General features: G+C 70.5%; 17 protein-coding genes. 6 read left to right on the forward strand and 11 right to left on the reverse strand.

Annotated elements, in window-relative coordinates:
• Positions 1 to 14 precede the first annotated feature (14 nt).
• The 6 genes from purU (KZC50_RS05315) to KZC50_RS05340 all read right to left on the reverse strand — a co-directional run bounded on the left by purU (KZC50_RS05315) (position 15) and on the right by KZC50_RS05340 (position 6,093).
• On the reverse strand, positions 15 to 896 hold the full coding sequence (gene purU, locus KZC50_RS05315; protein ID WP_053546957.1) for a formyltetrahydrofolate deformylase: 882 nt from the start codon (positions 894 to 896) through the stop codon (positions 15 to 17).
• 142 nt (positions 897 to 1,038) lie between these two features.
• On the reverse strand, positions 1,039 to 2,259 hold the full coding sequence (locus tag KZC50_RS05320; protein ID WP_310890881.1) for an MFS transporter: 1,221 nt from the start codon (positions 2,257 to 2,259) through the stop codon (positions 1,039 to 1,041).
• A complete protein-coding gene (locus tag KZC50_RS05325; protein ID WP_301134665.1) occupies positions 2,256 to 2,837 on the reverse strand; it encodes a PadR family transcriptional regulator in 582 nt (193 codons plus the stop codon). Before KZC50_RS05325 ends, KZC50_RS05320 begins: the two co-directional genes overlap by 4 nt.
• Positions 2,838 to 2,914: 77 nt before the next feature.
• Positions 2,915 to 4,318, reverse strand: coding sequence for a vanillate/3-O-methylgallate O-demethylase (gene ligM, locus KZC50_RS05330; protein ID WP_310890882.1), 1,404 nt, complete (start codon positions 4,316 to 4,318; stop codon positions 2,915 to 2,917).
• A gap of 67 nt (positions 4,319 to 4,385) precedes the next feature.
• Positions 4,386 to 5,261, reverse strand: coding sequence for a formyltetrahydrofolate deformylase (gene purU, locus KZC50_RS05335; RefSeq protein WP_301134661.1), 876 nt, complete (start codon positions 5,259 to 5,261; stop codon positions 4,386 to 4,388).
• A 10-nt stretch (positions 5,262 to 5,271) separates the two neighbouring features.
• Positions 5,272 to 6,093 carry a methylenetetrahydrofolate reductase gene (locus KZC50_RS05340; protein WP_310891534.1) on the reverse strand — a complete coding sequence of 274 codons (822 nt, stop codon included), beginning with the start codon at positions 6,091 to 6,093 and terminating at the stop codon, positions 5,272 to 5,274.
• Between the two features lie 214 nt (positions 6,094 to 6,307).
• Here KZC50_RS05340 and KZC50_RS05345 point away from each other — a divergent pair, with 214 nt between their 5' ends.
• Positions 6,308 to 7,798: an aldehyde dehydrogenase family protein gene (locus KZC50_RS05345; RefSeq protein ID WP_310890883.1), complete on the forward strand. Its 1,491-nt coding sequence runs from the start codon at positions 6,308 to 6,310 to the stop codon at positions 7,796 to 7,798.
• A 29-nt stretch (positions 7,799 to 7,827) separates the two neighbouring features.
• Entirely contained in the window at positions 7,828 to 8,703 is an 876-nt protein-coding gene (locus KZC50_RS05350; protein ID WP_310890884.1) for a PaaX family transcriptional regulator, read from the forward strand.
• Positions 8,704 to 8,796: 93 nt separating this feature from the next.
• On the opposite strand, the gene KZC50_RS05355 is transcribed toward KZC50_RS05350, so the two are convergent.
• Genes KZC50_RS05355 through KZC50_RS05375 form a run of 5 tightly spaced genes read right to left on the reverse strand, consistent with a single transcriptional unit; the run spans position 8,797 to position 13,883 of the window.
• A complete protein-coding gene (locus KZC50_RS05355; protein WP_310890885.1) occupies positions 8,797 to 10,308 on the reverse strand; it encodes an acyl-CoA synthetase in 1,512 nt (503 codons plus the stop codon).
• A 33-nt stretch (positions 10,309 to 10,341) separates the two neighbouring features.
• Positions 10,342 to 10,794, reverse strand: coding sequence for a MaoC family dehydratase (locus KZC50_RS05360; protein ID WP_310890886.1), 453 nt, complete (start codon positions 10,792 to 10,794; stop codon positions 10,342 to 10,344).
• 43 nt (positions 10,795 to 10,837) lie between these two features.
• Complete coding sequence (locus tag KZC50_RS05365; protein WP_310891535.1) at positions 10,838 to 12,022, reverse strand: acyl-CoA dehydrogenase family protein; 1,185 nt, start codon at positions 12,020 to 12,022, stop codon at positions 10,838 to 10,840.
• 7 nt (positions 12,023 to 12,029) lie between these two features.
• Positions 12,030 to 12,935, reverse strand: a complete 906-nt coding sequence (locus KZC50_RS05370; RefSeq protein ID WP_310890887.1) for an amidohydrolase family protein — start codon at positions 12,933 to 12,935, stop codon at positions 12,030 to 12,032.
• 12 nt (positions 12,936 to 12,947) lie between these two features.
• Positions 12,948 to 13,883 carry an SDR family oxidoreductase gene (locus KZC50_RS05375; protein ID WP_310890888.1) on the reverse strand — a complete coding sequence of 312 codons (936 nt, stop codon included), beginning with the start codon at positions 13,881 to 13,883 and terminating at the stop codon, positions 12,948 to 12,950.
• A gap of 184 nt (positions 13,884 to 14,067) precedes the next feature.
• Between KZC50_RS05375 and KZC50_RS05380 the strand changes: the two genes are divergently transcribed.
• The 4 genes from KZC50_RS05380 to KZC50_RS05395 are packed head-to-tail and all read left to right on the forward strand — an operon-like array spanning position 14,068 to position 17,565.
• A complete protein-coding gene (locus KZC50_RS05380; RefSeq protein ID WP_310890889.1) occupies positions 14,068 to 15,063 on the forward strand; it encodes an ABC transporter substrate-binding protein in 996 nt (331 codons plus the stop codon).
• 15 nt (positions 15,064 to 15,078) lie between these two features.
• Positions 15,079 to 15,951 (forward strand): ABC transporter permease, encoded by an 873-nt coding sequence (locus KZC50_RS05385; protein WP_301134644.1) that lies wholly within the window; start codon positions 15,079 to 15,081, stop codon positions 15,949 to 15,951.
• Entirely contained in the window at positions 15,948 to 16,772 is an 825-nt protein-coding gene (locus tag KZC50_RS05390) for an ABC transporter permease (RefSeq protein ID WP_310890890.1), read from the forward strand. The genes KZC50_RS05385 and KZC50_RS05390 overlap by 4 nt, the downstream gene beginning before the upstream one ends.
• Positions 16,765 to 17,565 carry an ABC transporter ATP-binding protein gene (locus KZC50_RS05395; protein ID WP_310890891.1) on the forward strand — a complete coding sequence of 267 codons (801 nt, stop codon included), beginning with the start codon at positions 16,765 to 16,767 and terminating at the stop codon, positions 17,563 to 17,565. The genes KZC50_RS05390 and KZC50_RS05395 overlap by 8 nt, the downstream gene beginning before the upstream one ends.
• Positions 17,566 to 17,570: the final 5 nt, after the last annotated feature.

Consider the following 17,570-nt stretch of genomic DNA (forward strand, 5'->3'; position numbering starts at 1 on the left):
TCGGCACCGTCCGTTCAGAAGACGATCGTGTGGTTCCCGTGCCGGATGACGCGGTCCTGGGCGTGCCACAGCACCGCACGGGAGAGCACCTGGCGCTCGACATCCGCTCCTCGGCGGGCGAGCTCCGACGCCGAGTCGGCGTGCGTGACCCGGACCGTGTCCTGCTCGATGATCGGACCCTCGTCGAGGTCGGACGTGACGTAGTGGCTGGTCGCGCCGATGAGCTTGACGCCGCGTTCCTTGGCCTTGCGGTACGGCTCGGCGCCGATGAACGCCGGGAGGAAGGAGTGGTGGATGTTGATCACCGGCACCCCGAGCTCGCGGAGGAAGTCGCCCGAGAGGATCTGCATGTACCGGGCGAGGACCACGAAGTCGACGTTGCCCTGCAGCAGCTCGAGGATCTTCGCCTCCGATGCGCTCTTGTCGGGACCCTTCACCGAGGGGACGTGGAAGAACGGCACGCCGAACGAGCGGACGTCCTCCGCCGACGTGGTGTGATTCGAGATCACCATCGGCACGGTGACGGGGAGGTCGCCGCGGCGGTGGCGCCACAGCAGGTCGAGGAGGCAGTGGTCCTGCTGGGAGGCGAGGATCGCCATGCGCTTGGGAACCGACTGGTCGGTCACCGACCACTGCAGGTCGAAGCCGTCGCCGAGGGTGCGGGCGAGGTCGGCCTCGATCTCGGGGAGCGCGGCGGTCAGGTTCTGCCGGTGGAACACCACGCGCTGGAAGTAGTCGCCGCCGACCGGGTCGTTCGAGTACTGGTCGAACGCGACGATGTTGCCGTCGTGCCGGGTGATCAGCGCCGACACCGCCGCGACGATGCCGGGGCGGTCGGTGCCGTGGACGATGAGGCAGGCGTGGTCGGGTGCGAGGTGCGGGAGGGGCGCGGCCATTGTTCGATTCTGCCAGTCCCTCTCCGCACCGCCGCATCCGCGCCCGCGCCGTTGCCGTCCCCTCGTTGGCCGCGAGACTGCATCCTGCCGACGAGACTGCGTGCACGGCGTGCAGTCTCGACCGGAAGATGCAGTCTCGCGGTCAGGGGATGGGGGTGAGGACGTGGCGGTCGCGACCGGCGGCGACGCCGATGATCATCTGCGCCAGGAGCACGGCGAGAAGGATGCCGAGCGAGAGCAGCCATCCGCCGGTGAGGGCGTACGCGAGGCCGAAGGCGACCGGACCGGCCGCGGCGATGATGTAACCGACCGACTGGGCCATCCCCGACAGCGCCGTCGACTGGTCGTGATCGCGGGCGCGATCGGCCATCAGCGTGAGCGCCATCGAGAGCGATGCGCCCGACGACAGCCCGATCAGCACGATCCAGAGCGACAGCGCGGCGGGCTGGAGCATGAGCCCGATCACGCCGATCACCGCGAGCACGGGGAGGAGTGCCGGGATCCACCGGCGGATCCGCCCGCGCAGGACGAGCGGAAGTGCCAGGGAGCTCACGATCGACACGAGCTGGTAGACCATGACGTCCACCCCCGCGGCGACGGGCGATCGTCCGAGCGAGGTCGAGATCGCCGCGAGCCACGTCAGCGTCATGTAGAACAGCGTCGCCTGCACGCCCATGTACCCGGCCACCGCCCAGGCGACGCGGTCGGTCCAGATGCCGGTGCGCCCCGGCATCCGGGACGAGCGGATGCCGCGACCCGGCTCGTTCCGGCGGAACCACGCCCACGCCCCCGCCGCGACGGGAAGCGCCGCAAGACCCGTGATCGCCAGGGCGAGCCGCCAGTCGTCAGGGGTGGGACCCGCATTCGACACGGGGACGGCGACGCCCGAGGCGATCGCGCCCGCGCCGCCGAGGAGCGCGGTGTAGAGCGCCATCAGCGCGGGGACCCGCGTGGGAGCGTCGCGCTTGATGACCGCCGGCATCAGCACGTTCATGAGGGCGAGGGCGACACCGATGAGGGCCGTTCCGAGCCACAGTGCGGCCACGGGCCCCGGCAGGGATCGCACCACGGTGCCGATCGCGAGGAGGACGAGAGCGCCGAACACGGTCGCGGACATCCCGAACCGTCGGCTGACCGCGAGGGCGAACGGGGAGACGACCGCCCAGACGAGCAGCGGGACGGAGCCGAGGAACCCGAGCGTCGCGGCCGTCAGCCCGGTGTCGGCGCCGATCTGCTCGAGGAGCGGCCCGACGGACGTGATCGTCGGGCGCATGTTGATCGCGACGAGGCAGACCGTCGTGACCAGTGCCCACGTCGCGGGAGCGCGCCCGAGGTCGCGCGCGGACGTCGGCGAATCGGTCACCGGCCGAGCCGGTCGACCAGGTCGAGCCCGCGTCGCGCCCACGCGATCTCGCCCTGCGCGCGTTCGACGAGACCCTCATAGGCGAACCGCTTGTAGGCGATCGTGCGCTCGCGGTCCTCCTCGGCCGTGACCGCGAGGCGCCGCACCAGCATGGGGTTCTCCACGGCGTCGATGCGCTCGATCTCGCGCTCCCACTGCGCGAGCTCCGCCTCCCACTGCGCGATGTGCGCGCGGAGGAAGCGGCGTGCGGACTCGGCATCCGTCGTCTCGAGGTACGCGGCGCGGAGGTGGGCGGGGTCGCGCACGCGCTGGTAGTCGAGGGGGCCGCGCATCCAGTCGAGGAAGGCCCGGTCTCCGGCATCCGTCACGTGGTACACCCGGCGCGTGCCGAGGCGTCCGCGGGTCTGCTCTTCGGGTTCGATGAGGCCCTCGGACGCCATCTTGCGCAGCTCGGGGTAGATCTGGGAGTCGGGGGCGTGCCAGACGTGTCCGACCGACTGCGAGAACTGCTTCTGCAGGTCGTATCCCGACAGCGGGCCGACGCGCAGCAGCGCCAGCAGCGCATATCGCAGGCTCATCGCTCTCCTCCCGTCCCCACCGTACCGACCCTCGCCCCGCCGCCCTCGTTCGATCGAGGGCGGCGGGGACCCGACGGTCAGGCGGTGTAACCCGTGCGCCAGCCGCCGTGGTAGGTCTGGCGGGCGACGGTCGAGTAGGGGACCGGGCTCACGACGGCGCGGACCTCGAGCTGACGGTGCGGCTCCACCGAGGCTTTCGACGTGCCGCCGTTCGGCTCGCCCCAGACCACCGTGACCTCGGCGCCCTCGGGGACGTCGGGGGCGACGGTGGCGAGCGACAGGGCGCGCTTCTCGTTCGCGCTGTAGCCGGTGAACATCGAGAAGCCCACGACGCTGCCTCCGGCATCCGTCACCGCGTCGTAGTTGGCCGAACCGTAGTTCGCCAGCGGCAGGTCGAAGAACTTGTAGCTGTCGTTCTCGGTGTCGAACAGCGAGGCGAAGATCTTCGTGACGTCCTCGGCGTTCCAGGCGAGGGTGACCTTCCGGCGCTGCGTGGCCGGGTCGATCTTCTCCAGCGCGTCGCGGCCGATGAAGTCGTGGTCGAACTTCACGAACGAGCCGTAGCCCAGCTCCCACGGGGTCAGGTAGTAGTCCGAGATGTCGTCGGAGACGAACGAACCCGCGAGCGTGCCGGTCGCCTCGTAGCTGTCGACGCCGAGCCACTCGCGGTAGGCGCGCTCGGCCTCGCCCGAGTAGATCGCCGGCAGCGGCGAGGGGATCCAGCCCGACTCCAGCGTGTTCGAGGGGTACGCGCGCGATCCCACGGGGACGAGGCCGAACTCCGCCCCCGCCTCGACGATGATGTCGCGGATGCGGTGGTGGTCGGCGTAGGGACCCCAGATCTCCAGACCCGGGGCGCCCGCCATACCGTGGCGGAGAGTGCGGACGTTCATGTCGGCGACGCGCATGGTCGACATGTTGAAGAATCCGAGCTTCTCCAGCGGTCCGCCGTTGAGCTTCTCGATGACGTCCCACGCCTTCGGGCCCTGGATCTGGAAGCGGTAGTACTTCCGAAAGACCGCGTCACCGTACGGGCGGGAGGGGGAGCGGCGGTCGACCTCGATGTCGAGGTTCTGGTAGCCGCCGGTCTCGCCGTGGAACATCAGCCAGTTCGACGCCGGCGCACGCCCGACGTAGACGTACTCGTCCTCGGCTTCGCGGAACAGGATGCCGTCGCCGATGACGTGGCCAGACGCGGTGGTCGGCACGTACTGCTTGGCCTTGTTCACGGCGAAGTTCGCCACCGAGTTGATCGCGGTGTCGGAGATCAGCCGGATGGCGTCGGAGCCGCGGAGGAAGACGTTGTCCATGTGGTGGGACTGGTCGTACAGCACCGCGGTCTCGCGCCACGCGCGCTGCTCCTTGATCCAGTTCTGGAAGTCGGCGGGGACGACGGGGTAGATGTACGAGCCGATGGGCGAGTTGCGGAGCAGCTCGACGGCGTTGCGCTGATCCAGCAGCTGCTGAAGATTGTCGGCCATGAGGGGAACCTCTCTGTTCGGGGTGTGGCGGTGTCTGTTCGAGGGAAGGATGCGGGGTCTCGTCGCGTCAGGCGAAGACGATCGTGTGGTTGCCGTGACGGATGACGCGGTCCTCGGTGTGCCACTGCACGGCGCGCGAGAGCACGGCCCGCTCGACGTACGCCCCGCGGACCTGGAGGTCGGCGGCGCTCATCGAGTGGTCGACGCGGGCGATGTCCTGCTCGATGATCGGCCCCTCGTCGAGGTCCTTCGTGACGTAGTGGCTCGTCGCGCCGATCATCTTCACGCCGCGCTCGTGGGCCTTCCGGTAGGGCGCGGCGCCGATGAAGGCGGGGAGGAAGGAATGGTGGATGTTGATCACCGGCACCGCCACGCGGTCGAGGAAGTCCTCCGAGAGGATCTGCATGTACCGCGCGAGGACGACGACGTCGACGTTGCCGGCCAGGAGCTCGATGATCCGCGCCTCGGCCTCGCTCTTGTCCGGTCCCTGCGAGGGCACGTGGAAGAAGGGGATGCCGAACGAGCGGACGTCCTCGGCGATCTTGGTGTGGTTGCTGATGACCATCGGGATGCTGACGTTCAGCTCGCCGCGGCGGTGTCGCCACAGCAGCTCGAGGACGCAGTGGTCGGAGGTCGATGCCAGGATCGCCATGCGCTTCGGGACCGACTGGTCGGACAGCGCCCACTCGAGTCCCAGCCCGCCGACGGTCTCGGCGAGATCCGCCTTGATCTCGGGCATTGCGGCGGCGAGGCCGGGGCGATGGAAGACCACGCGTTGGAAGAAGGCGCCGCCGTCGGCGTCGTCGGAGTACTGATCCAGCGCGACGATGTTGCCCTTCTGCCGGCTCACCAGGGCGGAGACGGCGGCGACGATGCCGGGGTGGTCGGGGCCGTGGACGATCAGGCAGGCGCGATCGCGCAGGGCGTCGTTGTGGACGGTCATGGCAGCCCCCTCACGACCGCGGCTCGGAGGACGTGGCCGCGCCGTACTGCTGCACCCATTCCGCCGTGGCCAAGAGTCCGCCGAACGTGTAGAAGTGCAGCTTCACATCGCCGGATGCCGGCTGCGCGGCCAGCAGGGTCGACAGGTCGGAGACGAACCGGTCGGGTCCGGCGGTGCCCATGAGGTTGGTGAGGGAGAAGCCGTACTTCTTCACGATCATCGCGTTGGCGCCGACGCCGAAGCGCCGCGCGAAGCCGATGAGGCGCTTGATCCCGGCAGGTCCCGGCGTGCCGATCCGGATCTGCGCGTCGATGCCGCGGTCGCGCACCTGCTCGATCCACGTCATCACCGGGTCGGTGTCGAAGGCGAACTGCGTGAGGATGACCGCACCCAGCTCCTGTTCCTTCAGTGCTGCGGCCTTGTCTTCCAGGTGTCGCCACAGCACATCGGTCTCGATGTCCGGGTGCCCCTCGGGGTAGCCCGCGATCGAGACCTCCGTCACGCCGTGCGCCTGCAGCAGGCCGGACCGGATGACCGACAGCGAGTCGGGGTACGGACCCTCGGGCTCGGCGGGGTCGCCGCCGACGGCGAAGACGTGACCGGTGGCGCCCACCTCCTGCAGGCGTCCGAGGAACTCCTGGAGTTGAGCCTCGGATGCCAGGCGTCGAGCGGAGATGTGGGGAACCGGGATGAACCCGAGGTCGGCGACGGCCTTCGCCGCCGCCACGCGCATGTCGAGGTCCTCGTTCCCGAGGAACGTCACGTTGATCTTCGTGCCGGGCGGGATCGCGGATGCCGCCTCCTCGAGGGCGGCCACGTCCTTCCCGGTCATCTCCAGCGAGAAGTCGCTGATCAGCTTCCGTGCGGCCTCGGGGTCGGCGGCGGGAGTGTGTCGAGACACGGATCGGGGTCCTTTCCGCTGTGCGGCGGGGCGCGTCATCGCGCCGTCGAGAGGACTTTACCTATACACATAGGGAATGTCCATAGACACATGGCGGAGTCCGTGCGATGTTGGAGGTACCGAACACGCCAACGAAGGGACAACGATGTCTACCGTCACCGCGCAGGCCGCCATGCCACTGATCGACCCCGAGGTCTTCGCCGGTCGCATCCACATCGACGGCGAATGGGTGTCGGGGGGTGGCGGCGAGATCGCCTCCGTCGAGCCGGCGACCGGCGAGACACTGGCGATGGTGGGAATGGCGGATGCCGACGACGTCGCGCGTGCCGCGGAGGGCGCCGCCCGTGCGCAGAAGGAGTGGGCGGCGATGCCGCACCCCGCCCGCGCGGTGGTGCTCCGCAAGGCCGCGCAGCTCTGGGAGGCGCACGCCGAGGAGATCATGGGGTGGAACGTGCGCGAGGTCGGCGCCATCCCGCCGCTCGCCGGGTTCGCCCTGCACGTCACCGCCGCCGAGTGCTACGAGGCGTCCTCGCTCCCGTCCGCCCCGCTCGGATCGATCCTCTCCAGCGAAGAGCCCCGGCTCTCGCTCGCGCAGCAGATCCCCGTCGGCGTCGTCGGGGTGATCTCGCCCTTCAACGTTCCGCTGATCCTCGGCATCCGTGCCGTGGCGCCCGCCCTCGCCCTCGGAAACGCCGTGCTGCTCAAGCCCGACCCGCGCACGGTGATCACCGGCGGCGTCAGCATGGTGCGCATCTTCGAAGAGGCGGGCCTTCCCGCCGGGCTCCTGCAGCTCGTCCCCGGCGGCGCCGAGGTCGGGGAGGCGATGGTCGCCGACCCGCGCGTGCGCGTCGTCGCATTCACGGGCTCGACGCGCGCCGGCCGGGCGGTCGGCGAGCTCGCCGGACGCCATCTCACCCGCGCCCACCTCGAGCTCGGCGGCAACTCGGCCTTCATCGTGCGCCACGACGCCGACGTCGACAAGGCCGTCAATCTCGCCACGTGGGGCGCGTTCCTGCACCAGGGGCAGATCTGCATGACCGTCGGCCGCCACATCGTCCACGAGTCGCTCTTCGACCAGTACGTGGGGAAGCTCGCGGCCAAGGCGGACTCGATGCACGTGGGCGACCCCGCCGCGGGCCAGGTGCATCTCGGGCCCCTCATCGACGAGGTGCAGCGCGACCGCGTCCACACGCTCGTGCAGGATGCCGTCGCCCAGGGCGCGACGCTCGCCGCGGGCGGCACGTACGAGCAGCTCTTCTACCGGCCGACGGTGCTCGCGAATCCCCCGAAGGATGCCGCGGCGTACTGCGACGAGGTGTTCGGCCCCGTGGCGTCCGTCGTGTCGTTCGCGACCGACGACGAGGCGGTCGCCCTCGCCGCGGACACGGAGTACGGGCTGTCGCTCGGCATCGTGACGGCGGACGCGCTCGCCGGGTACGAGATGGCGACCCGCATCCCCTCGGGCATCGTGCACGTCAACGATCAGACGGTCAACGACGAGGCGAACGCGCCGTTCGGCGGCGTCGGCGCATCGGGGACCGGGTCGCGGCACGGCGGAGCCCAGGCCAACATCGACGCCTTCACCGAGACCCGGTGGATCACGCTGCGTCGCGAACCCGGGCAGTATCCGCTCTGAGGGTGGGGCCGCAGTGGCAGGATGGGGCTGTGTCAGCCCCTTCTCCCGCGACGGTGCGGCGGGCCTCGCCCGCGCGCCAGGTGCTCACGCTCTTCGGTGACTACTGGTGGGACGTGGCCGAACCCCTGCCCTCGGGGGCTCTCGTGTCGGCGCTCGGCGACCTCGGCATCAAGGAGGCGGCCGCGCGGGCGACGCTCTCGCGCCTCACGCGTCTCGAACTGCTCGTCGGCGATCGCGTCGGCCGCCGCACCACCCACCGCCTCTCCGAGCGCGGTGCGGCGATCATCGCCGAGGAGGCCTTCTGGCTCGACACGTTCGGCCAGGTCGAGGCGCGGTGGGACGGGCTGTGGAGCGTCGTGGCGTTCTCGATCCCCGAGTCCCGCCGCGCGCTGCGGCACACGGCGCGGTCGCGGTTGAAATGGCTCGGCTACGCGCCCCTGTACGACGGGATGTGGATCTCACCCCGCGACACCGCCGACGAGGCGATGGCGCAGCTCCGCGACGCCGGCGTCGGTGACGTCACGGCGATGCGCGCGCGGCTGGAGACCACCACCGAGGGCGGCCCGCAGGCGGCGTGGGACGTCGCGGGCGCCCGCGAGGAGTACGACTGCTTCGCGGACGAGCTCGCGCGTGCCGGCTCCGGCGTCGACCCCGGCGCGACGGGGGCGGACGCCTTCGCGGAGCGCTCGCGGCTCATGCTCGCGTGGCAGCGCTTCCGAGGCATCGACGTGGGCCTTCCGCGCGAGCTCCTCCCCGACGGGTGGCCGCGCGTGGAGGTCCGCCGGCGCTTCGCCGAGCTCTACGACGGGCTGGGGCCCGCGGCGGAGGAGCGGATGCGGTCCCACATCGCCGCGATCAGCCCCGAGCTCGCCCCGGCGGTGCGGCGGAGGCGGCTCGGGAGCTGATCCGTCGGGCGCGGCATCCGTTCGAGTGGCAGTCGTGGCCGCCTCGCCACGCCGGAGGCGGCCACGCGTGACACCCGAACGCGCCGCGCCCGCTCACACGGTCGAGGCGAGGGACTCCCGCAGCTGCGCCTTGCGCACCTTCCCCGACGCAGTGCGGGGGAGCTCGTCGACGACGACCACGCGCTTGGGGAGCTTGAAGCGCGCGAGGCGCCCGTCCAGGTGCGCGCGGGCGGCGGCGGTGTCGAGGGTCTTACCGTCGCGCATCGTCACGACGGCCCACGGCACCTCGCCCCACTGCTCGTCGGGCATGCCGATCACGGCGACGCCCGAGACGCCGGGGATGTCGCTGAGGAGGTTCTCGACCTCCGCCGGGTAGATGTTCTCGCCGCCGGAGATGATCATGTCCTTCAGCCGATCGGCGATGAACAGGTAGCCGTCGTCGTCGAGGTAGCCGAGGTCGCCGGAGCGGAACCACCCGTCGTCGGTGAACGCCGCCGCCGTCGCCTCGGGCAGCCCGTGATAGCGGAGGAAGACGTTCGGCCCCGTGATCTCCACCTCGCCGATCTCGCCCGTGTCCGCGATCCGGCCGTCCTCGCGCCGCACGCGCACATCGGTGAAGAAATGCGGGAGGCCGACGCTGCCCTGCTTGCGGCGCGTCATCGCCGGCGACAGCGACGTCGCCCCGGGCGAGGTCTCGGTCATGCCGTAGCCCTGCGAGAACGACAGTCCGCGCAGCTCGTACGCGTTGAGGATCCGCTCGGGCACCGCCGACCCGCCGCACGTGAGCTTGCGCAGACTCGACAGGTCGGTCGCCGCCCACTCCGGATGATCGGCCATCATCTGGTACGTCGTCGGGACGCCGGAGAGCATCGTCACCCCGTGCCGGGCGATCTGTCCGAGCGCGCGTCCCGGCTCGAACCCCGGCTCGAGGACCATGGTCGCGCCCTTGAGGAGCACCGGCAGCGCACCCATGCCGAGCGAGGCGACGTGGAACAGCGGCGAGATCATCAGCGCGATGTCCGAGGACACCACGTCGTAGTCGATGATCGTGTTCAGCGCGACCCACGTGAGGTTCCGGTGACTGAGCACCGCGCCCTTCGCGCGCCCCGTGGTGCCGGAGGTGTAGATGATCGCGGCGGGGGCGTCGGCATCCGTCGGGTGCGGCTCGAGATCGGTCGCGGTCCCGCTCTCGGCGACGGATGCCGCGATCCCGGCGAGTTCGTCGGCCGACACCCGCGCGACCCCCGGCGCCGCGGCGGCCATGCGCTCGGCGGCCACCGGCTCGTGCACGACCACACGGGCCCCCGAATCCGCCAGCACGTGGGCGATCTCGGGAGGCGCGAGCCGGGTGTTCACCGGAACGAAGACCGCGCCGATGTGCGCGGCGGCGAACATCACGGTGAGGAAGTGCGGGCTGTTCTCGCCGAAGAACGCCACGCTCTCGCCGGGCGCGACGCCCCGGGCGCGGAGGGCCGTTCCGAGCCGGGCGGCGGTGTCGGCGAACTCGCCGTAGGTGATGACCTCGTCTCCGAAGACCAGCGCGGGTTTCGCAGGGTCCTTGAGGCGGCGGCGCGGCAGCCACCGGCCGATTCCTTCGTCTCGCACGGTCCTCTCCTTCGAGTGACGTCCGGCAGCTGATCAGGCGTAGAAGCGGTACAGGCCCCGCGCGACGACGGCGGGCTTCGTGCCGCCCTCGATCTCGATGGTCTGGTCCACCGCGAACTGGTACCCGCCGCGGACCTCGGTGACCTCGGCGATCACGGCGTTCATGCGGATCTTCGAGCCCACCGGCACCGGCGAGACGAAACGCACCTTGTCGAGTCCGTAGTTGACCTTCGTCCCCACGCCTTCGACGTCGAACAGCTCCGACCAGAATCGCACGGAGAGGGAGAGGGTGAGGTAGCCGTGCGCGATCGCGGCGCCGAAGGGGCCGTCCTTGGCGCGCTCGGGGTCGACGTGGATCCACTGGTGGTCGTCGGTCGCGTCGGCGAAGAGGCCGATGCGCTCCTGCGTGATCTCGACCCAGTCGGTCCAGCCGAGGTCGGTGCCGGCGAGGCCGGCGACGTCGTCGTAGCGGACGATGGTGGTCATGGTGTGCCTTTCGGTTCGGTGATGATGCGGGCGTTCCGCGGGCTCAGACGAAGGCCGAGCTGCCGGTGAGGGCGCGGCCCACGAGGAGCGCGTTGATCTCGTGCGTGCCCTCGTAGGAGTAGACGGCTTCGGCGTCGGCGAAGAAGCGGGCGATGTCGTGATCGAGGAGGATGCCGTTGCCCCCGCAGACCTCGCGGCCGAGCGCGACGGTCTCGCGGGCGAGGCGGGCGGTCTGCATCTTCGCCAGCGCCGAGTTCTCGTCGGCGTAGGTCCCGGCATCCTGCTGGCGGGAGAGCTGGACGACCAGTCCGAGCGAGGCGGTGAGGTTGCCGAGCATGCGGGCGAGCTTCTCCTGGACGAGCTGGAACCCGGCCACCGGTCGCCCGAATTGGGTGCGTGCGGTGGTGGCGGCGAGGGCGGCGTCGAGGGCGCCCGCCTGGAGGCCGGTGGCGATCCAGGCGACGTCCGAGCGCATGCGACGGAGGAGCCCGGCGACGTCGCGCCACCCGTTCACGCGCGCGAGCCGGGCATCGTCGCCGACGCGGACCCCGCGGAGGGCGATCTGGGCGTTCTGCATCGGGCGGAGCGAGATCTTCCCGGTGATCGGCGTGATCTGCACCCCCTCCGCCCCGGTCGGGACGAGGAAGGCCTTCACCTCACCGTCGGCGGTGTCGCGGACGAACACGGCGAGGAGGTCGGCGCCGGCCGCCCCGCCGATCCACCGCTTCGCGCCGTCGATGACCCAGTCATCGCCCTCCCGGCGCGCGGTGGTCGCCAGGCCCCGCGCGACATCCGAGCCGTGGTCGGGCTCGGTGAGCGCGAAGGCGCCGCGGGTGCGGAACGAGCGGATGCCGGCATCCCACCGCTCCGCCTGCGCGGGCGAGCCGCCGTGTCGGACGGCGGTGCGGAACAGGCCCGCCTGCGCGTTGTAGAACGTCGCGACCGAGGCGTCGGTGCGGGCGAGGACGTAGGTGCGGAAGCCGGAGAAGAGGCTCGAGTCCGCCTCGGCGGGGTCGAGCCCGGCGGGGGTCATCAGGTCGAGCGGGACGAGGGCGTCCAGGATGGCGGTCGGCATCGTCGCCGTCTCCCACGCGTCCGCGAGGAGCGGTGCCACGTCGCGCTCGAGGGTCTCGCGCAGGGCCACCAGCACCGCCCGCGCGGGGGCGCTCAGGTGCGCGTCGGCGAACCCGAGCGGGTCGACGCCGGTGACGGCATCCGCGACGATCATCGGCACGTCACCCCTCGCCGCCGACGCGACCGGCGTCGAGGCCGAGGAGCCGGACGGCATTGTGCTTCAGGATGCCGGGCATCACGGCCTCGGTGAGGTTCGTCTGCGCGACATCGCGCATCCAGCGGTCGGGGGTGAGCAGCGGGAAGTCGGATCCGAAGAGGATGCGGTCCTTCAGCATGGTGTTGGCGTAGCGGACGAGCTCGGCGGGGAAGTACTTCGGGCTCCATCCCGACAGGTCGATCCAGGTGTTCGCCTTGTGGGTCGCCACCGACAGGGCCTCCTCCTGCCACGGCACGGAGGGGTGGGCCATGATGATCTGCAGATCCGGGAAGTCGGCGGCGACCGGATCCAGCAGGATCGGGTTCGACAGTCCGAGACGCAGCCCTCGCCCGCCGGGGATCCCCGCGCCGATCCCGGTCTGGCCGGTGTGGAACAGCGCCGGGACACCGGAATGCTGGATCGCGGCGTACAGCGCGTAGTGCGTCTCGTCGCTCGGATCGAAGCGCTGCACGGTGGGGTGGAACTTGAACCCGCGCACGCCGTGCTCCTCGACGAGGCGCCGCGCGGTGTCGACGGCGGCGGGGTCATGCGGATCGACCGAGCCGAACGGGATCAGCACGTCCGCGTGATGCGCGGCGCCCTCGGCGATCTCGACGCTGGAGATCGCCGGATGCCCGAGCGAAGTGTGCGCGTCGACGGTGAAGACGACCGCCGCCATGGACCGCTCGCGGTAGTACTCGGCGATCGACTCGAGCGCCGGGCGGGGACCGTCGGCACGGAAGTACCGGCTCGCCGCTTCGACGAGGTCCTCCGGCAGCGAGTGGTGACCGTGATCGTCGATCTCGATGTGCACGTGCATGTCGATCGCCTGGACGGCGTCGACGTCGACCGCGGATTCGTAGCGGACCATGGCGGGCGTCGTTCAGGCCGGCGACTGCGTCGGACGCTGGAGCTCGTCGGGCAGCGGCGGGAACGACTCCCCGACCCCCTGCAGGTTCTCGGCGAGCTGAGGGGCGAACTCCGCCGCGAGCGCGTCGGCGCTCCACCCTCCCTCGCGGTACGCGGTGAGCGCGGGCTCGGGGTGCGACCACACCTGGATGCGGTCGCCGCCGATGCCGATCGCCTGACCGGTGACGCCCGCCGCGGCATCCGAGGAGAGGAAGGCGATGAGACCGCTGACGTCGTCCGCGGTGCCGAAGCCGAGGTCGTGCCGGAAGAAGGCGGGCATGGGCTCGCCCTTCTCGTCGGCCTCGACAGCGGCGGCGAAGTACGGGACGGTGGCGGTCATCGCGGTCGCGGCGACGGGGATGACGGCGTTCGCGGTGATGCCCGCGCGCTTCAGCTCGAGCGCCCACGTGCGCACCATGCCGACGATGCCGGCCTTGGCCGCGGCGTAGTTGGTCTGCCCGAAGTTGCCGCGCTGACCCGTGGGGGATCCGATGCAGACGATGCGTCCGGCGATCTCGTTGGCGCGCATGTACGACGCCGCCTCGCGGACGCAGGTGAAGGTGCCCCGCAGGTGCACGTCGATGACGGTGTCGAAGTCGTCGTCGCTCATCTTCCACAGGACGGTGTCACGGAGGACGCCGGCGTTGGTGACGAGGATGTCGAGTCGGCCGAACTCCTCCGCCGCCGCGGCGACGAGGCGCTGGGCGGTCTCAGTGGGGCCGACGGGGGCGGCGACGGCGATCGCGCGTCCGCCGGCGGCGGTGATCTCCGTCGCTGCGGCGTCGGCGACGGCGGCGTCGATGTCGTTGACGACGACCGCGGCGCCCTGGCGGGCCAGCTCTTTCGCGTAGGCCAGACCCAGCCCGCGACCCGAGCCGGTGACGATGGCGACCTTGCCTTCGAGTGTCATGTGGATGCTCCTTCGCTCCCCGTGTCAGGGAACACCATACCCATTCTTCATCGAAAGTGTGACGCTCGTCACGAAAACCTTGACAATGGCGGACGCCTGACGGACGATGGCCATGTCAACGGCACCGGCGCCGCGACGCCGGGCGTTGACGATCCTGCCGATCCACCCCACGAGAGGCCCGTCAATGAAGAAGACTCTTGCAGCCCTGGGAGTGCTGGCTGCGGCCGCACTCGCCCTGAGCGGATGTACCGACTCCGGTGCCGCGCCCACCGGTGCCGCCCCCACCTCCGATGCCGGCGACGGCGCGACAGAGAACCGGTCGGTTCGCGTCGCAGCGCTGCCGATCGCCGAGAGCGGTGCCCTGTGGGCCGCGATCGACGAGGGCATCTTCGCCGACTACGGTCTCGACGTGGAGGTCGTCCCCGCCCAGGGCGGAGCCCAGGCGATCCCGGCGCTCCTCAGCGGTGACATCCAGTTCGCCATCGGCCAGCCGTTCGGTCCGTTCCGCGCCGACCTGCAGGACCTCGGCATCGTCATCATCGGCGACTACGCCAACAGCCTCGCCGAGGGCAAGGACGTCAACGGCGTCGTCTCCCTCGCCGACTCCGGCATCACCACGCCCGCCGACCTCGCCGGCAAGCGAGTCTCGGTGAACAGCCTCGGTGCCGCCGGCGACGTCACGATCATGAAGGCCGTGCAGGATGCCGGGGGCGACCCGACCACCATCGAGTTCGTCGAGGTGGCCTTCCCCGACGCGCAGGCGCAGCTGGAGGCCGGCAACATCGACGCGGCGTGGGTGCCCGACCCGTTCCAGTCGATCATCACCGGCCCCGAGGGCGGCAATCTGATCATGCACCCCTACCAGGAGACGATCCCGGGGCTGACGGTGCTCACCAACATCACCACCGCCGAGATGCTCGAGAGCGACCCCGAGCTCGTCGCCGACTGGTCGGCCGCGATGGCTGAGGCCCTCGACTGGGCGATGGGCAACGAGGACGCCGTCCGCGCAGCCATCGTGGAGAACATGGGCATCCCCGAGGAGGCGGCCGCGGGCATCACGCTCCCGACCTTCTCCTCGGAGATCATCGTGAGCGACCTCGAGGCGCTGGCCGACCTCGCGGTGGAGTTCGGAGTGCTCGACGCGCTCCCCGACTTCGACCGCCTGGTCCAGCAGCAGTAGCGAGGACGCCGTCGCATGACCTCTGTCGACGCACCCGGTGTCGTCGCTCCCGGCGACCCGCGAGAGCGCCGAGCGGCCCCGCGCCGCACCGGCGGACACCGGGGAGGGCAGCGCCGCGCGGCGCGCAAGGCCCTCCTCGGTGCCGCCGGCATCGCCGGCTTCCTCCTCACCTGGCAGCTGATCCCCACCCTCGGGCTGATCAACCCCGCCTTCTTCCCGCCCGCGAGCGAGGTGCTGGGCCGGCTCGCCCTGGACACCCTCGACCTCGAGTTCTGGCGGAACATCGGCCGGACCCTGACCGCGTGGGCCATCGGCCTCGTCATCGCCGTGGTCCTCGCCACCGTGCTCGGCACGGTCATCGGCCTCGTGCCGTTCCTCCGCCGCGCGACCCACACCACGGTGGAGTTCCTCCGCCCCATCCCCTCGGTGGCCCTCATCCCGCTGGCGATCCTGATGTTCGGCATCCAGCTCCAGGCCGCGCTGGTCATCATCGTCTTCGCAAGCTTCTGGCAGGTGTTCGTGCAGGTCCTCTACGGCGTCGCCGACATCGACACCGTCGCGCGTGACACGGCGCGGAGCTTCGGTCTGACCCCCGCCTCGCGCCTGTGGAACCTCGTCCTCCCCACCGCCCTGCCCTACCTCATGACCGGGGTGCGGCTTGCAGCCGCCGTCGCGCTCATCCTCGCGGTGACGGCCGAGATGACGATCGGAAACCCGGGTCTCGGCCGCGCGATCATCTTCGCCCAATCCGCCGGCGACTACGTGCAGCTGTACGCGCTCGTGATCGTCACCGGCATCCTCGGCATCCTGATCAACGGGGTGTTCAGTCTCATCGAGCGCCGCGCCCTGCGCTGGCATCAGTCGGTGCGAGGGGAGGACGTGCTGTGACCCTGTACACGAGCACTGTCGTCGTGCCGCGGAAGCGCTCGCGCGTCTGGGCGACGATCGGCCAGAACACCGCCTACGCCCTGGGTCTGCCGATCCTCCTGGTCGTCATCTGGGGAGTGTGGGCGACGGTGTCGCCCGAGCGCTTCTTCCCGCCGCCGATGACGATCGTCGAGGCGTTCGTCGACACCTGGATCGGCCCGCGCCTGTGGAACGACGTCCTCCCGAGCCTCGGCCGCCTCTTCTTCGGGGTCCTCTTCTCCATCGCCGTAGGCGTGGGGGCGGGCATCGTGATCGGTCGCGTCCGGTGGCTCCGGGAGCTGCTGAACCCCGTGCTGGAGTTCTTCCGCGCGGTGCCGCCGCCGGTGCTGATCCCGATCATCGCCGTGCTCCTCGGACCCACCGACGCGATGAAGGTCACCGTCATCGTCGTCGGCGCGATCTGGCCGGTGCTCCTGAACACGATCGACGGGGTGCGCGCCACCGACAGCGTGATGACCGAGACCGCACGGTCGTTCTCCCTCACCCGGGCCGAGCAGCTGCGCTACCTCGTCCTCCCCGCCGCGAGCCCGCGCATCATGGCGGGCGTCCGCCAGGCGCTGTCGATCGCGCTGATCCTGATGGTCATCTCGGAGATGTTCTACTCCTCCTCCGGGCTCGGCTACCAGATCGTCTACTTCCAGCGGAACTACCTCATCGCGCAGATGTGGAGCGGCATCCTGCTGCTCGGTCTCATCGGCGTCCTGCTCGCGGCGATCTTCGGCGTCGTCGAACGGCGCGTGCTGCGCTGGTACCACGGAATCAAGGAGGTGGAGCGTGCCTGACACGCTGCTCGAGGTCGAGAACCTCAAGAAGGTCTATGAAGCGTCGACGGGTGACGTCGAGGCGATCGGCGACATCAGCTTCACGATGCGCCGGGGTGAGCTCGTCTGCATCGTCGGGCCCTCCGGATGCGGCAAGACGACGCTGCTGAAGTGCATCGCGGGGCTCCTGCGTCCGACCGCCGGGCGGATCGAGCTGGACGGCAACGCGGTCACCGCGCCGCCGGAGAACATGGCGCTGGTGTTCCAGGAGTATGGGCGGAGCCTCTACCCCTGGCTCACCGTGCGCGGCAACGTCGAGCTGCCGCTGAAGCACAAGAAGCTCTCGCGCGCCGAGCGCACGCGCCTCGTCGACGACGCCCTCGTCGCGGTGGGACTCGACCACGCCGGCAAGAGCTATCCGTGGCAGCTGTCGGGCGGGATGCAGCAGCGCGTGGCGATCGCCCGCGCGGTGGCGTACCAGCCGGAGGTGCTCATCATGGACGAGCCCTTCGCCGCCGTGGACGCGCAGACCCGCGCGGACCTCGAGGACCTCGTGCGGCGCCTGCACCTCGACCGCGGGATGTCGATCCTCTTCGTCACTCACGACATCGACGAGTCGGTCTACCTCGGCGAGCGGGTCGTGGTGCTCTCGAAGTCGCCGACGTGGGTGCAGGAGGACATCGCGATCGATCTGGACGCCGACCGCGACCAGATCACCACGCGCGCCCTTCCGCGCTTCACAGAGCTGCGCACGCACATCTACGAGCAGATCCAGCGCGCCAAGCGCGGCCAGGCCGTCCGCCCCGGTTCGTGAGAGGG

This window comes from Microbacterium aurantiacum, assembly GCF_031625015.1.
Lineage (GTDB): Bacteria > Actinomycetota > Actinomycetes > Actinomycetales > Microbacteriaceae > Microbacterium > Microbacterium aurantiacum.